Annotated in this window: 15 protein-coding genes; 7 read left to right on the forward strand and 8 right to left on the reverse strand. The window is 73.2% G+C overall.

Translation table 11 applies throughout. The features are described from left to right. Window positions 1-148: 148 nt before the first annotated feature. From ACWCP6_RS36755 to ACWCP6_RS36785, 7 genes are all read right to left on the reverse strand, one after another. On the reverse strand, window positions 149-1,684 hold the full coding sequence (locus ACWCP6_RS36755; protein WP_450937015.1) for an acyl-CoA synthetase: 1,536 nt from the start codon (window positions 1,682-1,684) through the stop codon (window positions 149-151). Window positions 1,685-2,046: 362 nt separating this feature from the next. Then, window positions 2,047-3,597, reverse strand: a complete 1,551-nt coding sequence (locus ACWCP6_RS36760) for an acyl-CoA synthetase (RefSeq protein ID WP_450937016.1) — start codon at window positions 3,595-3,597, stop codon at window positions 2,047-2,049. A gap of 72 nt (window positions 3,598-3,669) precedes the next feature. Further along, the gene (locus tag ACWCP6_RS36765) at window positions 3,670-4,773 is read right to left on the reverse strand and encodes an NAD(P)H-dependent flavin oxidoreductase (RefSeq protein WP_450937017.1); all 1,104 of its coding nucleotides are present in this window, start codon (window positions 4,771-4,773) and stop codon (window positions 3,670-3,672) included. Between the two features lie 473 nt (window positions 4,774-5,246). Further along, window positions 5,247-6,800, reverse strand: coding sequence for a phytoene desaturase family protein (locus ACWCP6_RS36770; RefSeq protein ID WP_450937018.1), 1,554 nt, complete (start codon window positions 6,798-6,800; stop codon window positions 5,247-5,249). 40 nt (window positions 6,801-6,840) lie between these two features. Beyond that, entirely contained in the window at window positions 6,841-9,147 is a 2,307-nt protein-coding gene (locus tag ACWCP6_RS36775) for a tetratricopeptide repeat protein (protein ID WP_450937019.1), read from the reverse strand. After that, window positions 9,129-10,058, reverse strand: a complete 930-nt coding sequence (locus ACWCP6_RS36780; protein ID WP_450937020.1) for an oxygenase MpaB family protein — start codon at window positions 10,056-10,058, stop codon at window positions 9,129-9,131. Before ACWCP6_RS36780 ends, ACWCP6_RS36775 begins: the two co-directional genes overlap by 19 nt. Window positions 10,059-10,333: 275 nt before the next feature. After that, window positions 10,334-11,512, reverse strand: coding sequence for an acyl-CoA dehydrogenase family protein (locus ACWCP6_RS36785; RefSeq protein WP_450937021.1), 1,179 nt, complete (start codon window positions 11,510-11,512; stop codon window positions 10,334-10,336). A 226-nt stretch (window positions 11,513-11,738) separates the two neighbouring features. On the opposite strand from ACWCP6_RS36785, the gene ACWCP6_RS36790 reads away from it, so the two are divergent. Then, window positions 11,739-12,413, forward strand: coding sequence for an endonuclease (locus tag ACWCP6_RS36790; protein ID WP_450937022.1), 675 nt, complete (start codon window positions 11,739-11,741; stop codon window positions 12,411-12,413). 11 nt (window positions 12,414-12,424) lie between these two features. Here ACWCP6_RS36790 and ACWCP6_RS36795 read toward each other — a convergent pair whose 3' ends face one another. Continuing rightward, window positions 12,425-12,802 (reverse strand): VOC family protein, encoded by a 378-nt coding sequence (locus ACWCP6_RS36795; protein WP_450937023.1) that lies wholly within the window; start codon window positions 12,800-12,802, stop codon window positions 12,425-12,427. Between the two features lie 180 nt (window positions 12,803-12,982). On the opposite strand from ACWCP6_RS36795, the gene ACWCP6_RS36800 reads away from it, so the two are divergent. The 6 genes from ACWCP6_RS36800 (at window position 12,983) to ACWCP6_RS36825 (ending at window position 17,916) form a co-directional block, all read left to right on the forward strand. After that, complete coding sequence (locus ACWCP6_RS36800) at window positions 12,983-13,414, forward strand: SRPBCC family protein (protein ID WP_450937024.1); 432 nt, start codon at window positions 12,983-12,985, stop codon at window positions 13,412-13,414. A gap of 161 nt (window positions 13,415-13,575) precedes the next feature. Further along, a complete protein-coding gene (dhaK, locus tag ACWCP6_RS36805; RefSeq protein ID WP_450937025.1) occupies window positions 13,576-14,568 on the forward strand; it encodes a dihydroxyacetone kinase subunit DhaK in 993 nt (330 codons plus the stop codon). Window positions 14,569-14,634: 66 nt separating this feature from the next. Continuing rightward, window positions 14,635-15,234, forward strand: a complete 600-nt coding sequence (gene dhaL, locus ACWCP6_RS36810) for a dihydroxyacetone kinase subunit DhaL (protein ID WP_450937026.1) — start codon at window positions 14,635-14,637, stop codon at window positions 15,232-15,234. Continuing rightward, on the forward strand, window positions 15,227-15,646 hold the full coding sequence (locus ACWCP6_RS36815) for a PTS-dependent dihydroxyacetone kinase phosphotransferase subunit DhaM (RefSeq protein WP_450937027.1): 420 nt from the start codon (window positions 15,227-15,229) through the stop codon (window positions 15,644-15,646). The genes dhaL and ACWCP6_RS36815 overlap by 8 nt, the downstream gene beginning before the upstream one ends. A 344-nt stretch (window positions 15,647-15,990) precedes the next feature. After that, window positions 15,991-16,971, forward strand: a complete 981-nt coding sequence (locus ACWCP6_RS36820; protein ID WP_450937028.1) for a fibronectin type III domain-containing protein — start codon at window positions 15,991-15,993, stop codon at window positions 16,969-16,971. Between the two features lie 297 nt (window positions 16,972-17,268). Next, the gene (locus ACWCP6_RS36825) at window positions 17,269-17,916 is read left to right on the forward strand and encodes a hypothetical protein (protein WP_450937029.1); all 648 of its coding nucleotides are present in this window, start codon (window positions 17,269-17,271) and stop codon (window positions 17,914-17,916) included. The last annotated feature ends 115 nt before the right edge of the window (window positions 17,917-18,031 follow it).

The raw sequence follows: 18,031 nt of genomic DNA on the forward strand, positions 1-18,031 counted from the left end.
ACTCCCCCCAACGGGCCCCTTCCCCCATCCGGAGCTCCGGATGCGGGAAGGGACCGGTTCGGGCCGATGCGAAGTCCCGGAGCGACGGCCCGCGGCGAGGCTCGGAGGGGGCGCGGAGCCTGGTCACAGCGGAAGAGGCGGGAAATCCTCAGGCGGAGCCCAGGCGGCGGCGCAGCTCGCGTTTGAGGATCTTGCCGCTGGCGTTGCGCGGCAGCTCCTTCACGAACACGACCCGCTTGGGCACCTTGAAGCGGGCGAGCCTCCCGCGCGCATGAGCGATCAGATCGGCCTCGGTGACCTCGCCCCGAGGAACGACCACCGCGGTCACCGCCTCGATCCAGTGCGGATCGGGCAGCCCGATCACCGCGGCCTCGGCGACCCGCGGATCCTCGTACAGCGCGTCCTCGACCTGCCGTGAAGCGACCAGCACCCCACCGGAGTTGATGACGTCCTTCACCCGGTCCACGACGGTGAAGTACCCCTCGGCGTCCCGGACGGCGAGGTCCCCCGAGTGGAACCATCCGTCGCGGAAGGCGTCCGCGGTCTCCTCCGGCTTGTCCCAGTAACCCTCGCACAACTGCGGTGAGCGGTAGACGACTTCACCGGGCGTACCGTCCGGCACCTCCTTGCCGGACTCGTCGACGACCCGGGCCTCGACGAAGAGCACGGGCCGTCCGCAGGAGTCCATGCGCCCGTCGTGCTCGTCGGGCCCGAGGACGGTGGCGAGGGGGCCGATCTCGCTCTGGCCGAAGCAGTTGTAGAAGGCCAGCCCGGGGAGCCGCCCGCGCAGCCGCTCCAGGACCGGCACCGGCATGATCGACGCACCGTAGTACGCCTTGCGCAGGCCCCCGAGGTCCCGGGTGGCGAAGTCGGGGTGGTTCGAGAGGCCGATCCACACGGTCGGCGGCGCGAACAGGCTGTCGGCGCGGCCCGCTTCGACGAGGTCGAAGATCTGTGCAGGGGCGGGCGCGTCGAGGATCGTGTTCTCGGCACCGACCGCCAAATACGGCAGCAGGAAGACGTGCATCTGTGCCGAGTGGTAGAGGGGGAGCGAGTGCACCGGCCGGTCCTCGACCCGCAGGTCCAGGGCCTGGATCGCGCTGGCGTACTCGTGCACGAGCGCCCGGTGCGTCATCATCGCGCCCTTGGGCAGGGCGGTCGTGCCGGACGTGTAGAGCAGCTGCACGAGGTCCTCGGCGTCCGGCTCCGGGCCGTCGTACGGGGCGCTCGCCCCGGCGCGTTCGAGGAGTGAGTCGTCCGTGTCCCGCAGGGCCAGGACGCGCACGTCGTCGGGGAGGCGGCCGGCGAGGTCCGGGTCGGTGAGCACCACGGTGCTGCCGGACTGTCCGACGACGTAGGCGAGGTCCTCCCCGGTGAGGTTCTGGTTGACCGGGACGTGGACGAGCCCGGCCCGGGCGCACGCCAGGAAGCCGATCAGGTAGGCGTCGGAGTTGTGGCCGTAGGCGCCGACCCGGTCACCGGGGCGCAGTCCCGCCTCAGCCAGGGCGCGGGCGGCCCGCGACACCACGTCGTCGAGTCCGGCGTACGTCCAGGAGCGGTCCCGGTAGTGGACCGCCGTTCGCTCCGGGGTGCGGCGCGCACTGCGCCGGAGCATCCCGTCCACCGTGCTGCTCCGTCCGGCCCGGCCGTCCGTGCGGCGGGCCGTGCCCTCTCCAGCCGTCATGCCGCGATCCTCGGCCCGCCCGCCCGGGCAGGTCAAGACGGGCACGCGGACGGACGACGCGCCGCACGGCGTGCTCGCCGGGCCGGGTCCCGAGGGCGGCAGCGCCCCGGCGCGGCATGCAACGCGGTCCCTCCGCAGACCGGTTGGAGTACGGCTCCTGCCTGTCTCCCGCCGTCGTTCCAGGAGGCCACGTCCTCGGTGGGCAGTTCGCCGAGCCCGCCGAGGTCCTCGCCGCGGGCCGCCTCCGGGAAGCGGGTGAGCAGCTCCGCGTGCTCCTGCTCGGACGACCGGTTCCCGGGGGCGCTTCGGCATCGGGACGGGCGCGGCCGTTCCCGCGTGACCGTGCCGGACTGCGAAGCGCGTCATACGGCGCGTTCGCGGCCTTCCCAGTAGGGGTCCCTCAGCCGCCGCTTGTAGAGCTTGCCGTTGGGGTCACGGGGCATGGCCGCGACGAAGTCGACGCTCCTGGGCCGTTTGTAGCCCGCGAGCCGGCGTTCGCAGTGGGCGAGGATGTCGGCGGCCAGGGTCTCCCCCGGGGTGTGCCCCTCGGCGGGTTCGACGACGGCCTTGACCTCCTCGCCCCAGTCGTCGTGCGGGATGCCGAAGGCGGCGGCGTCGGCGACGGCGGGGTGGGCGAGGAGGGCGGCCTCGATCTCGGCGGGGTAGATGTTGACGCCGCCCGAGATGATCATGTCGATCTTGCGGTCGCGCAGGAACAGGTACCCGTCCTCGTCGAGGTAGCCGAGATCGCCGACGGTGAAGAAGTCGCCGATGCGGTTCTTCCTCGTCTTGGTCTCGTCCTTGTGGTAGCTGAAGCCTCCGGTGGACATCTTCATGTACACGGTGCCGAGTTCGCCCGGCGGCAGCCGGTCGCCGTCGTCGTCGAAGACGGCGAGCTCGCTGATCGGCCAGGCCTTGCCCACCGTGCCGGGCTTCTTCAGCCAGTCCTCGGCGGTGGCGAAGGCACCGCCGCCCTCGCTCGCCGCGTAGTACTCCTCGACGCAGTGCCCCCACCAGTCGATCATGGCTCGTTTCACATGGTCGGGGCAGGGCGCGGCGCCGTGAATGGCGTGCCGCATGGAGGACACGTCGTACGCGTTCCTGGTCTCCTCGGGGAGGGCCAGCAGACGGTGGAACTGGGTGGGGACCATGTGCGTGTGGGTGCACCCGTGACCGTCGACGAGGCGGAGCATCTCCTCGGGCGTCCACTTGTCCATCAGCACGAGCCGGTGGCCGATGTGCAGGGACGCGCCCGCGAACTGGAGCACGGCGGTGTGGTAGAGCGGCGAACACACCAGATGGACGTTGTCGTCGAACGGTTTGATGCCGAAGATGCCCAGGAAGCCCCCGAGGTAGGTCTCCTCGGGGAGCTTGCCGGGCAGCGGGCGCCGGATGCCGCGGGGGCGGCCGGTGGTGCCCGACGTGTAGTTCATGACCCAGCCGAGGGTCCGGTCGCCGGGCGCCGACTCCGGCTGTCCGGCGAGGAGTTCGGCATAGGGCCGGAAGCCGTCGACCGCGCCCACCGTGTACCGCTGCGCGGACGGGAGTCCCGCCTCGTCCGCGGCCGCCGTCGCGGCCTCGGCGAACCGCTCGTGCGCGATCAGCACCTTGGCTCCGGAGTCGGCGACGATCCAGGCGATCTCGGGGCCGACGAGGTGGTGGTTGACGGGCACGAGATAGAGGCCTGCCTGCGACGCGGCGAGATACGCGGTGACGAACTCGACGCCGTTGGGCAGGACGACGGCGAAGGCGTCGCCGCGTTCGAGTCCGGCGGCGCGCAGCCCGTGCACCAGCCGGTTCGCGGCGGCGTGCAGTCGTCCCGCGGTCCACTCCCGTCCGTCGGGCGCGACGAGGACGGTGCGGTCGGGGTCCGCCGTCGCCTGCGCCCAGAAGCCGTTGGGGGGCGTGCTCATGGGGTGTTCTCCTCGCGCTCGTGAAGTCGGAAGGATCGTGGGCGCGCCGGCCGGCGGACCGGTCGCAGTGCGTCAGGCGCGTCCGGCGATCCGGTTGACGCGGTCGACGGCCCGCTCGAAACCGCGGGTCAGGTCGTCGAAGACGGCCTGGACGCTGCGCTCGCTGGTCATCCGGCCGACGATCTGTCCCACCGGGGTGCCGAGCAGCGGCTCCACCTCGTACTTCTGGATACGGGACACGGCCTCGGCGACCAGCAGTCCCTGGAGCGGCATGGGCAGGGCGCCGGGCCCTGCGGGGTCGTCCCACGCGTCCGTCCAGGCGGTGCGCAGCTGGCGGGCCGGCTTGCCGGTGAGGGCGCGTGAGCGGACGGTGTCGCCGGAGCCGGCCGCGAGCAGCTTGCGGGTGAGTGCGGGTGAGTGCAGGTCGGCCTCGGTCGTCGTGAGCCAGAGCGAGCCGAGCCAGACTCCCTGGGCGCCGAGGGCCAGCGCAGCGGCCACCTGGGCGCCGCTGCCGATTCCGCCCGCGGCGAGCACGGGCAACGGCGCGACCTCCTCGACGACTTCGGGCGTGAGGACCATGGACGCGATCTCGCCGGTGTGTCCGCCCGCTTCGTAGCCCTGGGCGACGACGATGTCGATGCCCGCCTCGGCGTGCTTGCGCGCGTGCCGGGCGCTGCCCGCGAGGGCGGCGACGAGCACGCCCTGCTCGTGCGCGCGTGCGACGACGTCGGCGGGCGGGGATCCGAGCGCGTTGGCGAGCAGCTTGATGGGGTAGTCGAAGGCGACGTCGAGCTGGCTGCGGGCGACCTGCTCCATCCAGCCCGTGATGCGCCAGCCGGAGGCGTCGCCGTCGGCGAGTTCGGGCACGCCGTGCTGTGCGAGGGTGTCCCGCACGAACTGCCGGTGCGTCTGCGGGATCATGGCTTCGACATCGGCCTCGGTCACCCCTTCGACCTTCTTCGCCGGCATGACGACGTCAAGGCCCCAGGGCCTGCCCTCCACGTGCTTCTGCATCCAGTCCAGGTCGCGGGCCAGGTCGTCGGGTGCGGTGTAGCGGACCGCGCCGAGCACCCCGAACCCGCCAGCGCGGCTGATCGCCGCCGCGACGGCGGGGAACGGCGTGAAGCCGAAGACGGCGCACTCGACGCCCAGGCGATTGCTGAGCTCTGTCTGCATGCGCGCAGGATGCCGCAGCGATCGCCACTACGGAAGAGGTTTTCTGATGCAGTGTCAGATTCCTGGTGACGCCGGTCGCCCGGCGTCGGCGCCGCGCGGGCCCGGCGGGTCGGTCACGCGACGCGGCGCGGGCCCCGGGTGGATCGGTGTGCTGGGCGCGCAGGACGACGGGAACCGACTGCGGTGCGTCGCGCCGCGCGGAGGGGCGCGGGAGATGGTTCCGGTGCGCGGCGCACGGGCGGGTACGGGAGCTGATTCCGGTGCGCGGCGCACGGGCGGGCGCGGGGGCCGGCCCGGACGGTACGCGGCGCACGGGCCGGGCACGGGGTATGCACCCGGCTCCGCCGCGCGCCCCACGGCCATGGTCCGGCCCGGCACCCGGCACGCGGCGGAAGGACCAGCGGTCCGCCCGCCGCCGTGGCCGGGGCGCGTTCGGGCGCCCATGTGTGGGGCGCGTGCCATGGGTGTCCGGGTCAGGGACGCTCAAGTACCGCCATTGCGGCGTTGTGCCCGGGGACTCCGCTGACGCCGCCGCCGCGCACCGCGCCCGCCCCGCACAGCAGCACGTTCGCGTGCCGGGTCTCGACGCCCCAGCGGCCGGTGCCCTCCTGGGCGTAGGGGAAGGCGAGGTCGCGGTGGAAGATGTTGCCGCCGGGCAGCCGCAGTCCGTGTTCGAGGTCGAGCGGGGTCTTGGCCTCGATGCAGGGCCTGCCGTCGGCGTCCCGGGCGAGGCAGTCCTCGATCGGCTCGGCGAGGTGGGCGTCGAGCTGCGCAAGTGTGGACTTCAGCAGCTCGTCGCGTGCGGCGTCGTTGTCGTGCCGGAAGAGCCGGGCCGGGGTGTGCAGGCCGAAGAGGGTGAGCGTGTGGTAGCCGCGCTCGACGAGGTCCGGGGCGAGGATCGTCGGGTCGGTGAGCGAATGGCAGTAGATCTCGGAGGGCGGCGCGGAGGGCAGCCGGCCCGCGGCGGCCTCGGCGTGGGCCGCGGCCAGCTGGCCGTAGCCCTCGGCGATGTGGAAGGTGCCGGCGAACGCCTCGCGCGGGTCGACCGACGTGTCGCGCAGCCGCGGCAGCCGGGTCAGCAGCATGTTGACCTTGAGCTGGGCGCCCTCGGCCGGGGTGGGCGGCTCGTCGCCGATGAGCGTGGCGAGTTCCTCCGGGGAGGCGTTGACCAGGACGTGCCGGGCGGTGACGCGTCCCTCTGCGTCGGCGGTCCGGAAGGTCACGTCGGCGGAGTGTCCGTCCGTCTCCAGGCGGACGACCTCGTGCCCCGTGACGATCTCCGCGCCGGCGGCACGCGCGGCACCGGCGAGTGCGTCCGTGAACGCGCCCATGCCGCCCACCGGGACGTCCCAGTCCCCGGTACCGCCCCCGATCACGTGGTACAGGAAGCAGCGGTTCTGCCTCAGGGACGGGTCGTGGGCATCAGCGAAGGTGCCGATCAGCGCGTCGGTGAGCACGACGCCCCGCACCAGGTCGTCGCGGAACCGCTCCTCGACGGCGACGCCGATGGGCTCCTCGAACAGCGTCCGCCAGGCCGTGTCGTCGTCGACCCGGCGCCGCAGCTCCTCGCGGGTCGGCAGCGGCTGCGTCAGCGTCGGGAAGACCCGCTCGGCGAGTCGGCCCGTCATCGCGTAGAAGGCCTGCCACGCCTCGTACTCGCGGTCGTCGCCGGTGAGCCGGGCGAAGGACTCCCGGGTCCGCTCCGCTCCCCCGCCGACGAGCAGCCCGGTCGCGTGGCCGGCACGCTCCACGGGGGTGTACGAGGAGACGTTCCGCTTGCGCACCCGGAAGTCCAGCCCCAGATCGTCGACGATCTTCCGGGGCAGCAGGCTCACCAGGTACGAGTAGCGCGACAGCCGGGCGTCGACTCCGGGGAACGGCCGCGTGGACACGGCGGCGCCGCCGGTCACGCCCAGCCGTTCGAGCACGAGCACGGACTGTCCTGCGCGGGCCAGGTAGGCGGCGGCGACGAGGCCGTTGTGGCCGCCGCCGACGATCACTGCGTCATAGGAAACGTGTGCGGGCATGACTCTTCGTAACACGAGTCGATCAGTGCGGGCCAGAGGGTCATCCGGTCGGATCCCGTCTCCGGCGCAGCGCCGCCACCCTGTAGTACAGGTCCGCGGCCTCCTTGGCGTGGCCCAGCTGATCCAGACAGTGCGCCTCGTCGTTCCGGCTGGTCAGGGTGTCGGGGTGGTCCTCGCCGAGTACGCGCTCACGGGCGGCCGAGACATGGTGGTACTCGGTGAGTGCGTCGGACCACCGGCCCAGCCAGCCGAGGCCGACCGCGATCTCACGACGGCTGACCAGGGTGTCCGGATGATCGGAGCCGAGTACCCGCTCGCGGATCGCGGCGACGTCCCGTGCCTCGGCGATGGCCTCCTCCCACCGGCCGAGGCGCCCGAGGTTGACGCCGAGTCCGTGCCGGGCGCGCAGCGTCTCCGGGTCGGTGGCGCCGTTCACGCGGGTGCGGTCGTCGACGAGGTCGCGGTAGAGCGTGAGCGCCTCCGCGCTGCGGCCGAGGCGGCCGAGGCCGATGCCGACCTCGTAGCGGGCGGCGAGCGTGTCGGGGTGGTCGGCGCCCAGGGCGTACCGGCGGGCCTCGGCGACGTCGCGGTAGGTCTGCAGGGCCTCGGGCCAGCGGTCCAGCTGTCCCAGCGCATAGGCCACTTCGTAGCGTGTGACGAGGGTGTCGGGGTGATGGGCGCCGAGCACCCGGGCGCGGGCGGCTGCGACGTCGCGCGCCATGCCGTACGCCTCCTCCAGGCGGCCCAGCCGGCTCAGGTTGAAGGCCAGGTTGTGGCGACAGCGCAGCGTGTCCGGGTGGTCCGGGCCCATGGTCCGCTCGCGGGCCGCGAGGACCGACGTGTACACCTGGTGGGCCTCGGCGTCACGGCCGAGCTGTCCGAGGACGTACGCCATCTCCTGCCGGGCCGCGAGCGTGTCCGGATGGTCCCGTCCGAGCGTGCGGGCCCGGCCCTCGGCGACCCGTGAGAAGGCGCGCAGTGCGGCGGCGGGCGGCCCGGTGCGGCTGAGCGTGAACCCCACCTCGTAGTGGCTGGCGAGTGTGTCCGGGTGGTCCGGGCCGAGCAGCCGCTCGCGCTCGGCGGCGACCGCACGGTGCAGGTCCCCGGCCTCCGTCCAGCGGCCGAGGCGGCCGAGGCTCAGCCCGGCGTTGTGCCGGGAGACCAGGACGGCGACCGCCTCGGGCGAGGGGGTCGGCCGCTCGGACTGCTGCCGCTCGGACTGCTGCGCCGGGGCGACAGCGCGGCTGCCGCCGGCCCGGGGAAGCCACTCTCCGGTGAGTCCGGCCGAGGGATCCGGTGGTGTGGTGCGCAGGGCGGAGCCGGTGGCCTTGTGGCCGGTGGTCATACCGCGTGTCCAGGAGGGGAGCCCCGGTTCCCCCGCGATGGCCGCCCCGTCGGCGCCGCGGTCGGTGCGAGCACCCGGGTGCCCGTCTCCGCGCTCCCCCGTGGCGGCGGGCCGGACGGCGACCGCCGCCGGGTACCCGGAGGGGCCGTCGGCCGCACGGCCCGCCGCGATCCGCCGGACCAGCTCCCTGGCGTCCCGGGGACGGGCGTCCGGGTCCTTCGCCAGCAGGTCGAGGATGATCCGCTCGACGTACGGCGGCAGTTCGGGACGGTGGCTGCGCGGTGGCAGCGGTGCGGTGTCACGGTGGCCGACGAGGATCGCCCAGGCGTCGCCGAGGTCGAACGGCGGCACACCCGTGGCGATCTCGTACAGCACGCAGCCGAACGAGTAGAGGTCGCTGCGCTCGTCGACCTCACCGTCGGCGATCTGCTCGGGCGACATGTAGTGCGGGGTGCCCATCGCGATGCCGGTGCCGGTGAGGCGGGAGGTGAAGCCGATGTCGGCGCCGAGCCGGGCGATGCCGAAGTCGCAGATCTTCACGGTGCCGTCCGTGAGCCGCATGATGTTGGCGGGCTTCAGGTCGCGGTGCACGATGTCCTGTTCGTGCGTGTAGGCGAGTGCGCCCGACACCTGCTCGGCGATGTCCACGACGTCGTCGACGGGCAGCGGGTGCTGTCTGTTGTCCTCCAGGAGCTGGCTGAGATTGCGCCCCTGCAGCAGCTCCATCACGAGGTACAGCAGGCCCTCGTGCTCGCCGAAGTCGTGCACGACGGTGATGCCGCGGTGCTGGAGCGCGGCGGCGACCCTGGCCTCGCGCCGGAACCGCTCCCGCAGGACCCGGGTGAATCCGGCGTCCTGCTGCGGGCCCAGCGGCTTGAGGCACTTGACCGCGACCTTGCGCCCCAGCGACTCATCGTGGGCACGCCACACCTCCCCCATGCCGCCGCGCCCGATCGCATCCAGCAGCCGGTACCGGCCGTGGATCAGTCTTGTGTCCCCCATCGCCTGCCGTCGCCCCCGTCACCCTCGCCGGCGCCCTCCCTTGGCCCGTCCAGTATGGCCACCCGGCTGCCGAGTGTGTACGGCGCGGGTCGGCTCCCGGGGCCGAGCCTGGCCATGGCGCGCAGGATGTGCCGGGGCGGCAGCCGCCAGCGCAGCCACGCAGGAACGCATCGCAGAAGCGAGCCCGTGCGGCGCAGCCGGCGCGTGACCGTGGCGGGCGGCGGGGCCTGCCTGCCGTACAGGTCATGGGCGTACGGCGGCAGGGAGGCGTACGCGAGGTCCGCCACGCGCCGCCACAGCACCGCCCGCGCCGGGACGAGCAGCGGATGCACCGGCGGCCGGCGCAGGAAGTCGTCGACGTCCCGGGCCTCCGGTCCTGCGCACAGCTCCGGCCTGATCCCCGCGAAGTACGCGGCGAGCTGGTCCTCGTTCGCGGGTACGCCGGCGGGGTCGAGGCCGACGAGGCGCGCGCTGGTGCGGTGTTCGTCGATGTACCGGTCGGCCTGCCCGTCGGTGAGCGGGATGCCGGAGCGGCGTACGACCTGCAGATAGGAGTCGATCTCGGCGCAGTGCACCCACAGCAGCAGGCCGGGTTCGTCGACGCCGTAGCGCTCACCCGTGTCGGGGTCGGTGGCCTTGAGTCTGGCGTGGATCCTGCGGACGCGGGCACCGGCCTGCTCGGCGGCTTCGCTCGTTCCGTACGTCGTCGTGCCCACGAAACCGGCCGTGCGCATCAGCCGGCCCCAGGCGTCGTGCCGGAAGTCGGAGTTCTGCATGACGCCGCGCACGGCGCGCGGGTGCAGTGCCTGCAGGTAGAGCGCGCGCACCCCGGCGACCCACATCATCGGGTCGCCGTGCAGCTGCCAGGTGACCGAGGAGGGACCGTAGAGCCCCGGGTCGGCGTCGGGCACGGCACACCTCCTCTCCCCCGCCCCCAGGTGCGCCCCGAGGCTGTTGCCGGCACGCGTTCGGCGCTGTGACCGGCGGCTCTGCCGTGCGTGCACACGAGCCCCACGTGCCGGTTCGCACATCCTGCCGACACCAAAGTACCGACGGTGTGCCGCTTCTTCGAGTGCCCGCGTCGGGAACCGGCCTCGTCCCGGGTGTTGCGGTGAGCGTCGTCGCCGCGGCGGTGGTCAGGGGCCGGGAATGCCGGCGAAGGCGGAGACGGGTCGGTCGTACGGGGCTAACGGCGCACGCGCGGCATCCCCAGTCCGATCCAGGAGATGATCTCGCGCTGGATCTCGTTGTTGCCGCCGCCGAAGGTGAAGATCACGGCGGAGCGGTAGCCGCGTTCGAGCTCGCCGTGCAGGACGGCTCCGGCGGAGCCCTCCTTCAGGACGCCCGCGGCGCCGACGACCTCCATCAGCCAGGCGTAGGCGTCACGGCGCGCCTCGGAGCCGTAGACCTTGACGGCGGACGCGTCCTGCGGGGTGAGGGTGCCCTCCTGAACGGCGTTCACCATCTGCCAGTTGAGGAGTTTCATCGCATCGAGCCTGGTGTGGGTCCGGGCGAGCCGGTTGCGCACCCAGCCGAGGTCGATGACGCGCCGGCCGTCCGTGAGCTTGGTCTCCGTCGCCCAGCGCTGCACGTCGTGCAGGGCCCGGATGGCCATGGTGCCGTGTGCGGCGAGGGTGACGCGCTCGTGGTTGAGCTGGTTGGTGATCAGCCGCCAGCCGTTGTTCTCCTCGCCGACCCGCCGCGAGACGGGCACGCGGATGTTGTCGTAGTAGCTCGCGGTGGTGTCGTGCGAGGCGAGCGTGTTGATGACCGTGCAGGAGTAGCCGGGGGCGGACGTCGGCACCAGCAGCATGGTGATGCCCTTGTGCGGCGGTGCGTCCGGGTCGGTACGCACGGCGAGCCACACCCAGTCGGCGGTGTCCCCGTTGGTGGTCCAGATCTTCTGCCCGTCGACCACGTACTCGTCGCCGTCGCGGACCGCCCGGGTCTTCAGTGCGGCCAGGTCCGTCCCGGCGTCGGGCTCGCTGTAGCCGATCGCGAAGTCGATCTCGCCGGAGAGGATCCCCGGCAGGAAGAACGCCTTCTGTTCGTCGGTGCCGAACTGCATGAGCGTCGGGCCGACCGTGTTCAGCGCCATCAGCGGCAGGGGTACGCCGGCCTGGGCGGCCTCGTCGAAGAAGATGAACTGTTCCATCGGGGTCAGCCCGCGCCCGCCGTACTCCTGCGGCCAGCCCACGCCGAGCCAGCCGTCGGAGCCGAGCCGTCGGACGGTGTCGCGGTAGAACCGCTTCTGGGCGGCGGGGTCCTCGTAACGTGCGTAGGCGTTGTCCGGCACCAGCTGCGCGAAGTAGCCGCGCAACTCGGCGCGCAGCCGCTGCTGTTCAGGCGTGTACTCGAGATGCACGGCCCCTCCTCGCTCCCGCGGAACTCCCCTGACGCACCGACACCGGTGCACGAGCTGACGCACCGGCCCGGACCGACGGCGCACACAGTAGAACTCGTTCCAGAAATTGGGAATGGCGGGGACGGGGCGACATGGGAGGGAGCGGGTCGGGCCCGGGAACCCGGGTTCACTCCGCCCCGGCCAGGGAACTCGAAAGCACCGGTGCGACAAGCGGAAGGGAGCCGGCATGTCCGTCCTCTCCACGGATGCCCGTGGCCTCGTGCGCGACCTGCTCGCCGAGCACGGCCGCACCTATGCCGAGGAAGCGGGCATCACGCTGCGCGACACGCCGCAGCCGCTGTACCGGCTGCTGGTCCTGTGCTGTCTGCTGAGTGCCCGTATCCGCAGCTCGGCGGCCGTGTCCGCGGCCCGCGCCCTCCACGACGCGGGGCTGCGAGATCCGCGCCGGATGGCCGATGCCACCTGGCAGCGACGCGTCGACGTGCTCGGCGAAGGCGGCTACCGGCGGTACGACGAGAGCGCCGCCACGCAGCTGGCGGACGCCGCACGGCTGGTGACCGACGTCTACGGAGGCGATCTGCGGCGGATGCGGAAGCGGGCGGGCGGGGACCTCGACGTGTTGCGCGGGCTGTTGCGCGAGGTGCCCGGGCTCGGGCCGGCCGGTACGGACATCTTTCTGCGCGAGGTGCAGTGCGTCTGGGAGGAGGTGGCACCGTACCTCGGGGCCAAGGCCCTGGAAGGTGCGCGGCTGCTCGGGCTGCCCGAGGATCCGGGTGAGCTGGTGCGGCTCGCCGGGGACGCGGATCCGGGGGTGCTGGCTGCGGCGCTGGTGCGGCTGGCCCTCGACAGGAAGTCGGCGCGGGCACTGGTGGAATCAGCGCGGGGCGGGGCTCCGCCCTGACCCCGTCGCCCTCAGTGGCGGACCAGGCAGAAGGGGTGCCCCGCCGGGTCGGCGTACACGCGCCAGCCGCGTCCTTCGGCGTCCCCGTCGAGCGGCGCGGCCCCGAGGGCGAGCACCTGTTCGTGCGCCGCATCGAGGTCGGGCACACCGAAGTCCAGATGGAACTGCTGGGGCCGGCCGGGATCCGGCCACCGCGGTGCCCGGTAGTCGGTCACCCGCTGGAAGGCGAGCACCAGCCCGGAGGGCGTATGCAGCGTGGCCCACTCCTCGTCGAGCGACCAGCGAGGATCCGGCTGGTCGACCGCCCCGCCCAGCACCCCCTGGTAGAACTCGGCGAGCTCCGAGGGGTCGGGACAGTCGAGCACTACGCACTGGAGTTCGGCGATCATGGCCGAATCCTAGGCCGCGACACCTCGGCGCACCGGGGTTTCCCGTATCCCGCCCCACGGCAGGCGGCCGGACCGGCGGTCACGGTGCGCCGAGCGGTGACTCCGGCGCGCGCTCGTCGGCGGCGGCGGGAATCCTGGAAGCAGGACACCCGGGCCGGCCCCGCACGGAGGGTAGGGAGCATGAGGACGATCCTGCACGTCGTGGTTACCAAGGCGAGCAGGTCGGCGCTGTACGAGGCGCTGACCACCCAGGAGGGTCTGGCCGGCTGGTGGACCACCGGGGTGAGCGCCATGCCGGTGATCGGCTCGGTGATCAGCTTCCGTTTCACCGGCGACTTCCACCCGGAAATGAAGATCATGAAACTGGATCCCGACACCGAGATCGACTGGATCTGCGTGGGCGGCCACGACCCCTGGGACGACGCCAGGTTCGTCTTCGGTCTCTCCGACCTGCCCGACGGCAGCACCCGGCTCCGCTTCCGCCAGGAGTACGCCCAGGAGCCCTCCGACGACGCCTTCGGCACGGACAACTTCGCCTGGGCCCATGCCCTGGTGAGCCTGCGCCGGTACGCCGAGACGGGCATCGGACGACCGTTCCGCCCGGAGGGCTGAGCGGTCGGGACCGGTGCCGTTTCCCGTGACCATGGGCCCCCTTCGGCCGATACTGGCCGCAGGCACCGGGCACGAGCTGAACGAAGACCGACCGGGACGCACGCGGTCCGGCCGCATCCGTCCGACGGGGACACCGACGACACGTACACCGGGAGGAACCCATGAAGATGTTGATCAACGTGGCGGAGACGGTCGTGGCCGATGCCCTGAGGGGCGTGGCGCTGGCCCATCCGGAGCTTCGGGTCGACGTGGAGAACCGGGTGATCGTGCGCAAGGACGCCCCGATCTCGGGGCGCGTGGGCCTCGTGTCGGGCGGCGGTTCGGGGCACGAGCCCCTGCACGGCGGCTTCGTGGGGCCCGGAATGCTCTCGGCGGCGTGCCCCGGAGAGGTGTTCACCTCGCCGGTGCCGGACCAGATGGCGCGCGCCGCTGCCGCCGTCGACGGCGGCGCGGGCGTGCTGTTCATCGTGAAGAACTACACCGGTGACGTGCTCAACTTCGACATGGCGGCGGAACTCGCCCAGGACGAGGGCGTGCAGGTCGCCAAGGTGCTGGTGAACGACGACGTGGCCGTGACCGACAGCCTGTACACGGCGGGCCGGCGCGGCACCGGTGCGACGCTGTACGTGGAGAAGATCGCGGGGGCCGCGGCCGAGGAGGGCCAGCCGCTGGAGCGGGTGGAGTCGATCGGCCGTCAGGTCAACGAGAACTCCCGCAGTTTCGGCGTCGCGCTCACCGCCGTCACGACGCCCGCCAAGGGCAGCCCGACGTTCGACCTGCCGGCGGGCGAGCTGGAACTCGGCATCGGCATCCACGGCGAGCCGGGGCGGCAGCGGCGCCCGATGATGACGTCGCACGAGATCGCGGACTTCGCCGTGCACGCCGTCCTGGACGATCTGCGCCCGACCAGCCCGGTGCTGGCCCTGGTCAACGGCATGGGGGCGACGCCGCTCATCGAGCTCTACGGTTTCGCGGCCGAGGTGCACCGCGTACTGGCGGAGCGCGGTGTCCCCGTCGCCCGCACGCTCGTCGGGAACTACGTCACGTCGCTGGACATGGCCGGCGCATCGGTGACGCTGTGCCAGGTCGACGAGGAGCTGCTGCGGCTGTACGACGCTCCGGTCAGCACGCCGGGCCTGCGCTGGGGTATGTGACACACGGCCGGGCGGCCCCGTCCGGCCACCACCCCGATACGACCTCGGACCACCGAAGGAGATCCCGTGCTCGACGCCGATTTCTTCCGCCGCTGGATGGCGGCGGCCGCTGCGTCCGTCGACCGTGAGGCGGAGCGGCTCACCGCGTTGGACTCACCGATCGGTGACGCCGACCACGGCACCAATATGCAACGCGGGTTCCGGGCCGTGGTCGCCGCCCTGGAGTCCGACGGGCCGGACACGCCCGGCGGTGTGCTGCTGCTCGCCGGACGTCAGCTGATCTCGACGGTGGGCGGCGCGTCCGGGCCGCTCTACGGCACGCTGCTGCGGCGTACCGGGAAGGTGCTCGGCGAGGCCTCCGAGGTGTCCGAGGAGGAGTTCGCCGCCGCGTTCCGCGCGGGCGTGGACGCGGTGGCGGGTCTTGGCGGCGCGACGCCCGGCGACAAGACGATGCTGGATGCGCTGGTCCCGGGGGTGGACGCGCTCGGCGAGTCGTTCGCGGCGGCCCGGGCGGCCGCCGAGGAGGGCGCGGTCGCCACGACGCCGCTGCTCGCCCGCAAGGGCCGGGCGAGTTATCTGGGCGAGCGCAGCATCGGCCACCAGGACCCGGGCGCGACGTCGTCGGCCCTGATCGTCGCCGCACTGGAGGAGGCCGCCGGTGAATGACGAAAGTGCCGACAAGCTCGTCGGGGTGGTGCTGGTGTCGCACAGCGACGCGGTGGCGAGGTCGGTCGCGGAACTGGCGGCCGGGCTCACCGGCGGCACCACGACCGCACCCGTGGCGGCCGCGGGCGGTACGCAGGGCGGCGGGTACGGCACCAGCGCGGAACTGATCGCCGCGGCGGCGCACAGCGTCGACGGCGGCGCGGGGGTCGCGGTCATCCCGGACCTCGGCAGCGCGGTCCTCACCGTAAAGGCCCTGATCGCGGAGGGCGACGAACTGCCCGAGGGGGCACGGCTGATCGACGCACCGTTCGTGGAGGGTGCGATCGCCGCGGTCGTGACCGCCTCGTCGGGCGCCGACCTCGACGCGGTCGAGGCCGCGGCCACGGAGGCGTACACGTATCGCAAGGTGTGACCGCGGCGCCCGTTCGTTGTAGCCGGGGGGTGTCCTGCGGACCAGGCGCGGCGTGATCCGCGGGAGACCCCCTGATTCCGTCGCAGGAACCGGCGGGCCGGCCGCTGCCCCTCGGCGACGACGGCCCTGCGGCTTTCGACGGGGGTCGCCCTGGAGTTCTCGAAGACCAGGTACGTGACGCCGGACGCGGCGCCGCCGTCGGGCCCCGCGGGGATGCCGAGGGCGCGGGCCTCCCGGACTCTTGAAGTGAACCCGTCACCCCCTGTCCAATAGGTACAGACCAATACCCGGAGCCGGAGAGGCCCGGGACGCCTCTGTTCGACGACCGGAAGGCAGGGCGGGCGGTGCGACGCGTTCCCGGCTCGATCCCCGCGGCCTGTGCGGCTGCGCTGCTGCTGACGTCCTGCGGCCCGGCGGACTCCGCTCCGCCCGCGGCGCCGCCCCCCGCTCCCGTCGGCGTCACGGCCCGGGCGGGCAGCGCCACGACCGTCCATGTGATGTGGAACCAGGCGCCCACGGGCCCCCGGGTGGCGCGGTACGAGGTCTACCGCGGCGCCACCGAGGTGGCGGAGGTTCCGGGTGACGAACACATGGTGGACGTCACCCGGCTGCGCCCGTCGACCAGGTACGGCTTCGCCGTGCTCGCCCGGGACGCCGCCGGGAACCCCAGCCCCCTCAGCCGCCGTGTCACGGTGAGCACGCCCGCGGCGGCCGTCGCGGACCGCACGCCGCCGAGCCGCCCGCAGCGGGTGCGCGGCCGGGCCGAGGGCAGCCGGGCCGTGGCCCTGTCCTGGGCGCCGCCGGAGGACGACGAGGGTGTCACCTCGTACGACGTCTACCAGGGCGCCCAGCGGATCCACAGCGTGGGCGGGGACCGGACCACCGCGGTGGTGACGGGGCTGCGGCCCGGTAGGGCGTACGTGTTCACGGTCCGCGCACGCGACGCGGCCGACAACACCTCTCCTGCCGGCCGTGCCGTACGGCTCAGCACCGCCCCGGGCCGTGACGACGCGCGCGACACGGCGCCGACGCGGTTCGAGGCGGCCACGCACCGGGACGGCGGGGCGTACTACGTCGATCTGGCCTGGTACGCGCCGCAGACCGACGGTGTGGTGACGCAGTACCGGATCGAGCTCGACGGCCGGAGCATCACCACGCTCGTATGGGGCGGGACTCCCCCGCGCGGCCGGTGCACGCACAGCTTCTACATCGGCCGGCAGGCCGGGGAGACGCACCGGGTACGCATCCGGGCGCTGCTCCCGGACGGCACCTGGGGCGCGCCGTCGGCCGAGCGGAGCGTCACCACCCGCGCCCCGCACTCCTAGGGGGCGTCCTGCCGGCCGCGCCGCGCCCGACGGCGGGGACACCTCGTCCCGGGGGCCCGGCACCCCCGGGTCACCCGTACGCGGACCTCGCGTCACGAGCGGCTGCGACGGGCCGGCGCACACCCGTGACCTGGCGTCCGGGCGTCCACCGGACGGCGCAGTCCGTCACCTGCTCGGCGGCCGTCCACATGCGCATGGCGCCGGTGGCCAGTTGGCTCGACGTCAGGCAGCACGGGCGTTCCCGATCCTCGGCGGCGTTCGGATGGACCGCCGACCGTGCCGCCGGAGGGCAGAGAGATGCGTACTAGTCAGATATCCGGCCGCCCGGCGATATCCGGGCGCACGACTCGAATATGCACCCGCACGAGCCTGACCGTACTCGCCGCCGCGCTGCCGCTGTCCCTGGGCGCTGCGCAGGCCTTCGCGGGCGGCGCCCCGTCCAGCGGCATCAACGTGACGGCCAGCGGCTCGGGCATCCAGATGAGCACCGGCTCCTGCCCCAACGGCGGCAGTGCGTCCCTGCTGTCCAACGGCCAGGCCGACTTCGCCCAGGGCCGGCTCGTGCCGCTGGCCGCCGGCGCCGCCAACTGGGCCAACGTGGCCCCCGGCACGTACACCGTCGCGGTCGTGTGCAGTGACGGAAAGTCGGCGGGCAGCCGCACCGTCACGGTCGCCGGCGCGGGCGGCGGGGGCGTCGGCGGTATCGGCGGAGTGGGGGGAATCGGGGGAGTCGGCGGAGTGGGCGGAGTGGGCGGCCTGACGTCGTCGACGGCCCTGCCGCCCCTGCCCTCGACCTCACTGCCCCTGAACGGCGTGCGCGGCGGGATGGGCGGCGGCTGGCAGGACTACGGCCGCCTCACGGCCGCGGCGGGCGGCGCGCTCGTCGCCTCGGCCGTGGCGGTCACCGCCTGGTATCTGCGCCGTCGTGCGGAGAGGCGCGGCTGACGTTCCGGCGGGCCGACACCGCGCGCGGAGAGCTGCGCGACGCCCCCGAGGACATCCGACGGGCTCCACGCCCCGTCCCCCGCAGTCCGGCCCCGCCGTCCGCCCGGTCCCACGG

Source organism: Streptomyces sp. NPDC002004 (genome assembly GCF_053593975.1).

Excerpts from the sequence above, each read along its gene's own strand:
- ACWCP6_RS36755 (WP_450937015.1), bottom strand. The coding sequence starts at position 1,684 with ATGACGGCTGGAGAGGGCACGGCCCGCCGCACGGACGGCCGGGCCGGA.
- ACWCP6_RS36795 (WP_450937023.1), bottom strand. The coding sequence starts at position 12,802 with ATGATCGCCGAACTCCAGTGCGTAGTGCTCGACTGTCCCGACCCCTCG.
- ACWCP6_RS36790 (WP_450937022.1), top strand. The coding sequence starts at position 11,739 with ATGTCCGTCCTCTCCACGGATGCCCGTGGCCTCGTGCGCGACCTGCTC.
- ACWCP6_RS36765 (WP_450937017.1), bottom strand. The coding sequence starts at position 4,773 with ATGCAGACAGAGCTCAGCAATCGCCTGGGCGTCGAGTGCGCCGTCTTC.
- ACWCP6_RS36800 (WP_450937024.1), top strand. The coding sequence starts at position 12,983 with ATGAGGACGATCCTGCACGTCGTGGTTACCAAGGCGAGCAGGTCGGCG.
- ACWCP6_RS36760 (WP_450937016.1), bottom strand. The coding sequence starts at position 3,597 with ATGAGCACGCCCCCCAACGGCTTCTGGGCGCAGGCGACGGCGGACCCC.
- ACWCP6_RS36825 (WP_450937029.1), top strand. The coding sequence starts at position 17,269 with ATGCGTACTAGTCAGATATCCGGCCGCCCGGCGATATCCGGGCGCACG.
- dhaK (WP_450937025.1), top strand. The coding sequence starts at position 13,576 with ATGAAGATGTTGATCAACGTGGCGGAGACGGTCGTGGCCGATGCCCTG.
- ACWCP6_RS36775 (WP_450937019.1), bottom strand. The coding sequence starts at position 9,147 with ATGGGGGACACAAGACTGATCCACGGCCGGTACCGGCTGCTGGATGCG.
- ACWCP6_RS36770 (WP_450937018.1), bottom strand. The coding sequence starts at position 6,800 with ATGCCCGCACACGTTTCCTATGACGCAGTGATCGTCGGCGGCGGCCAC.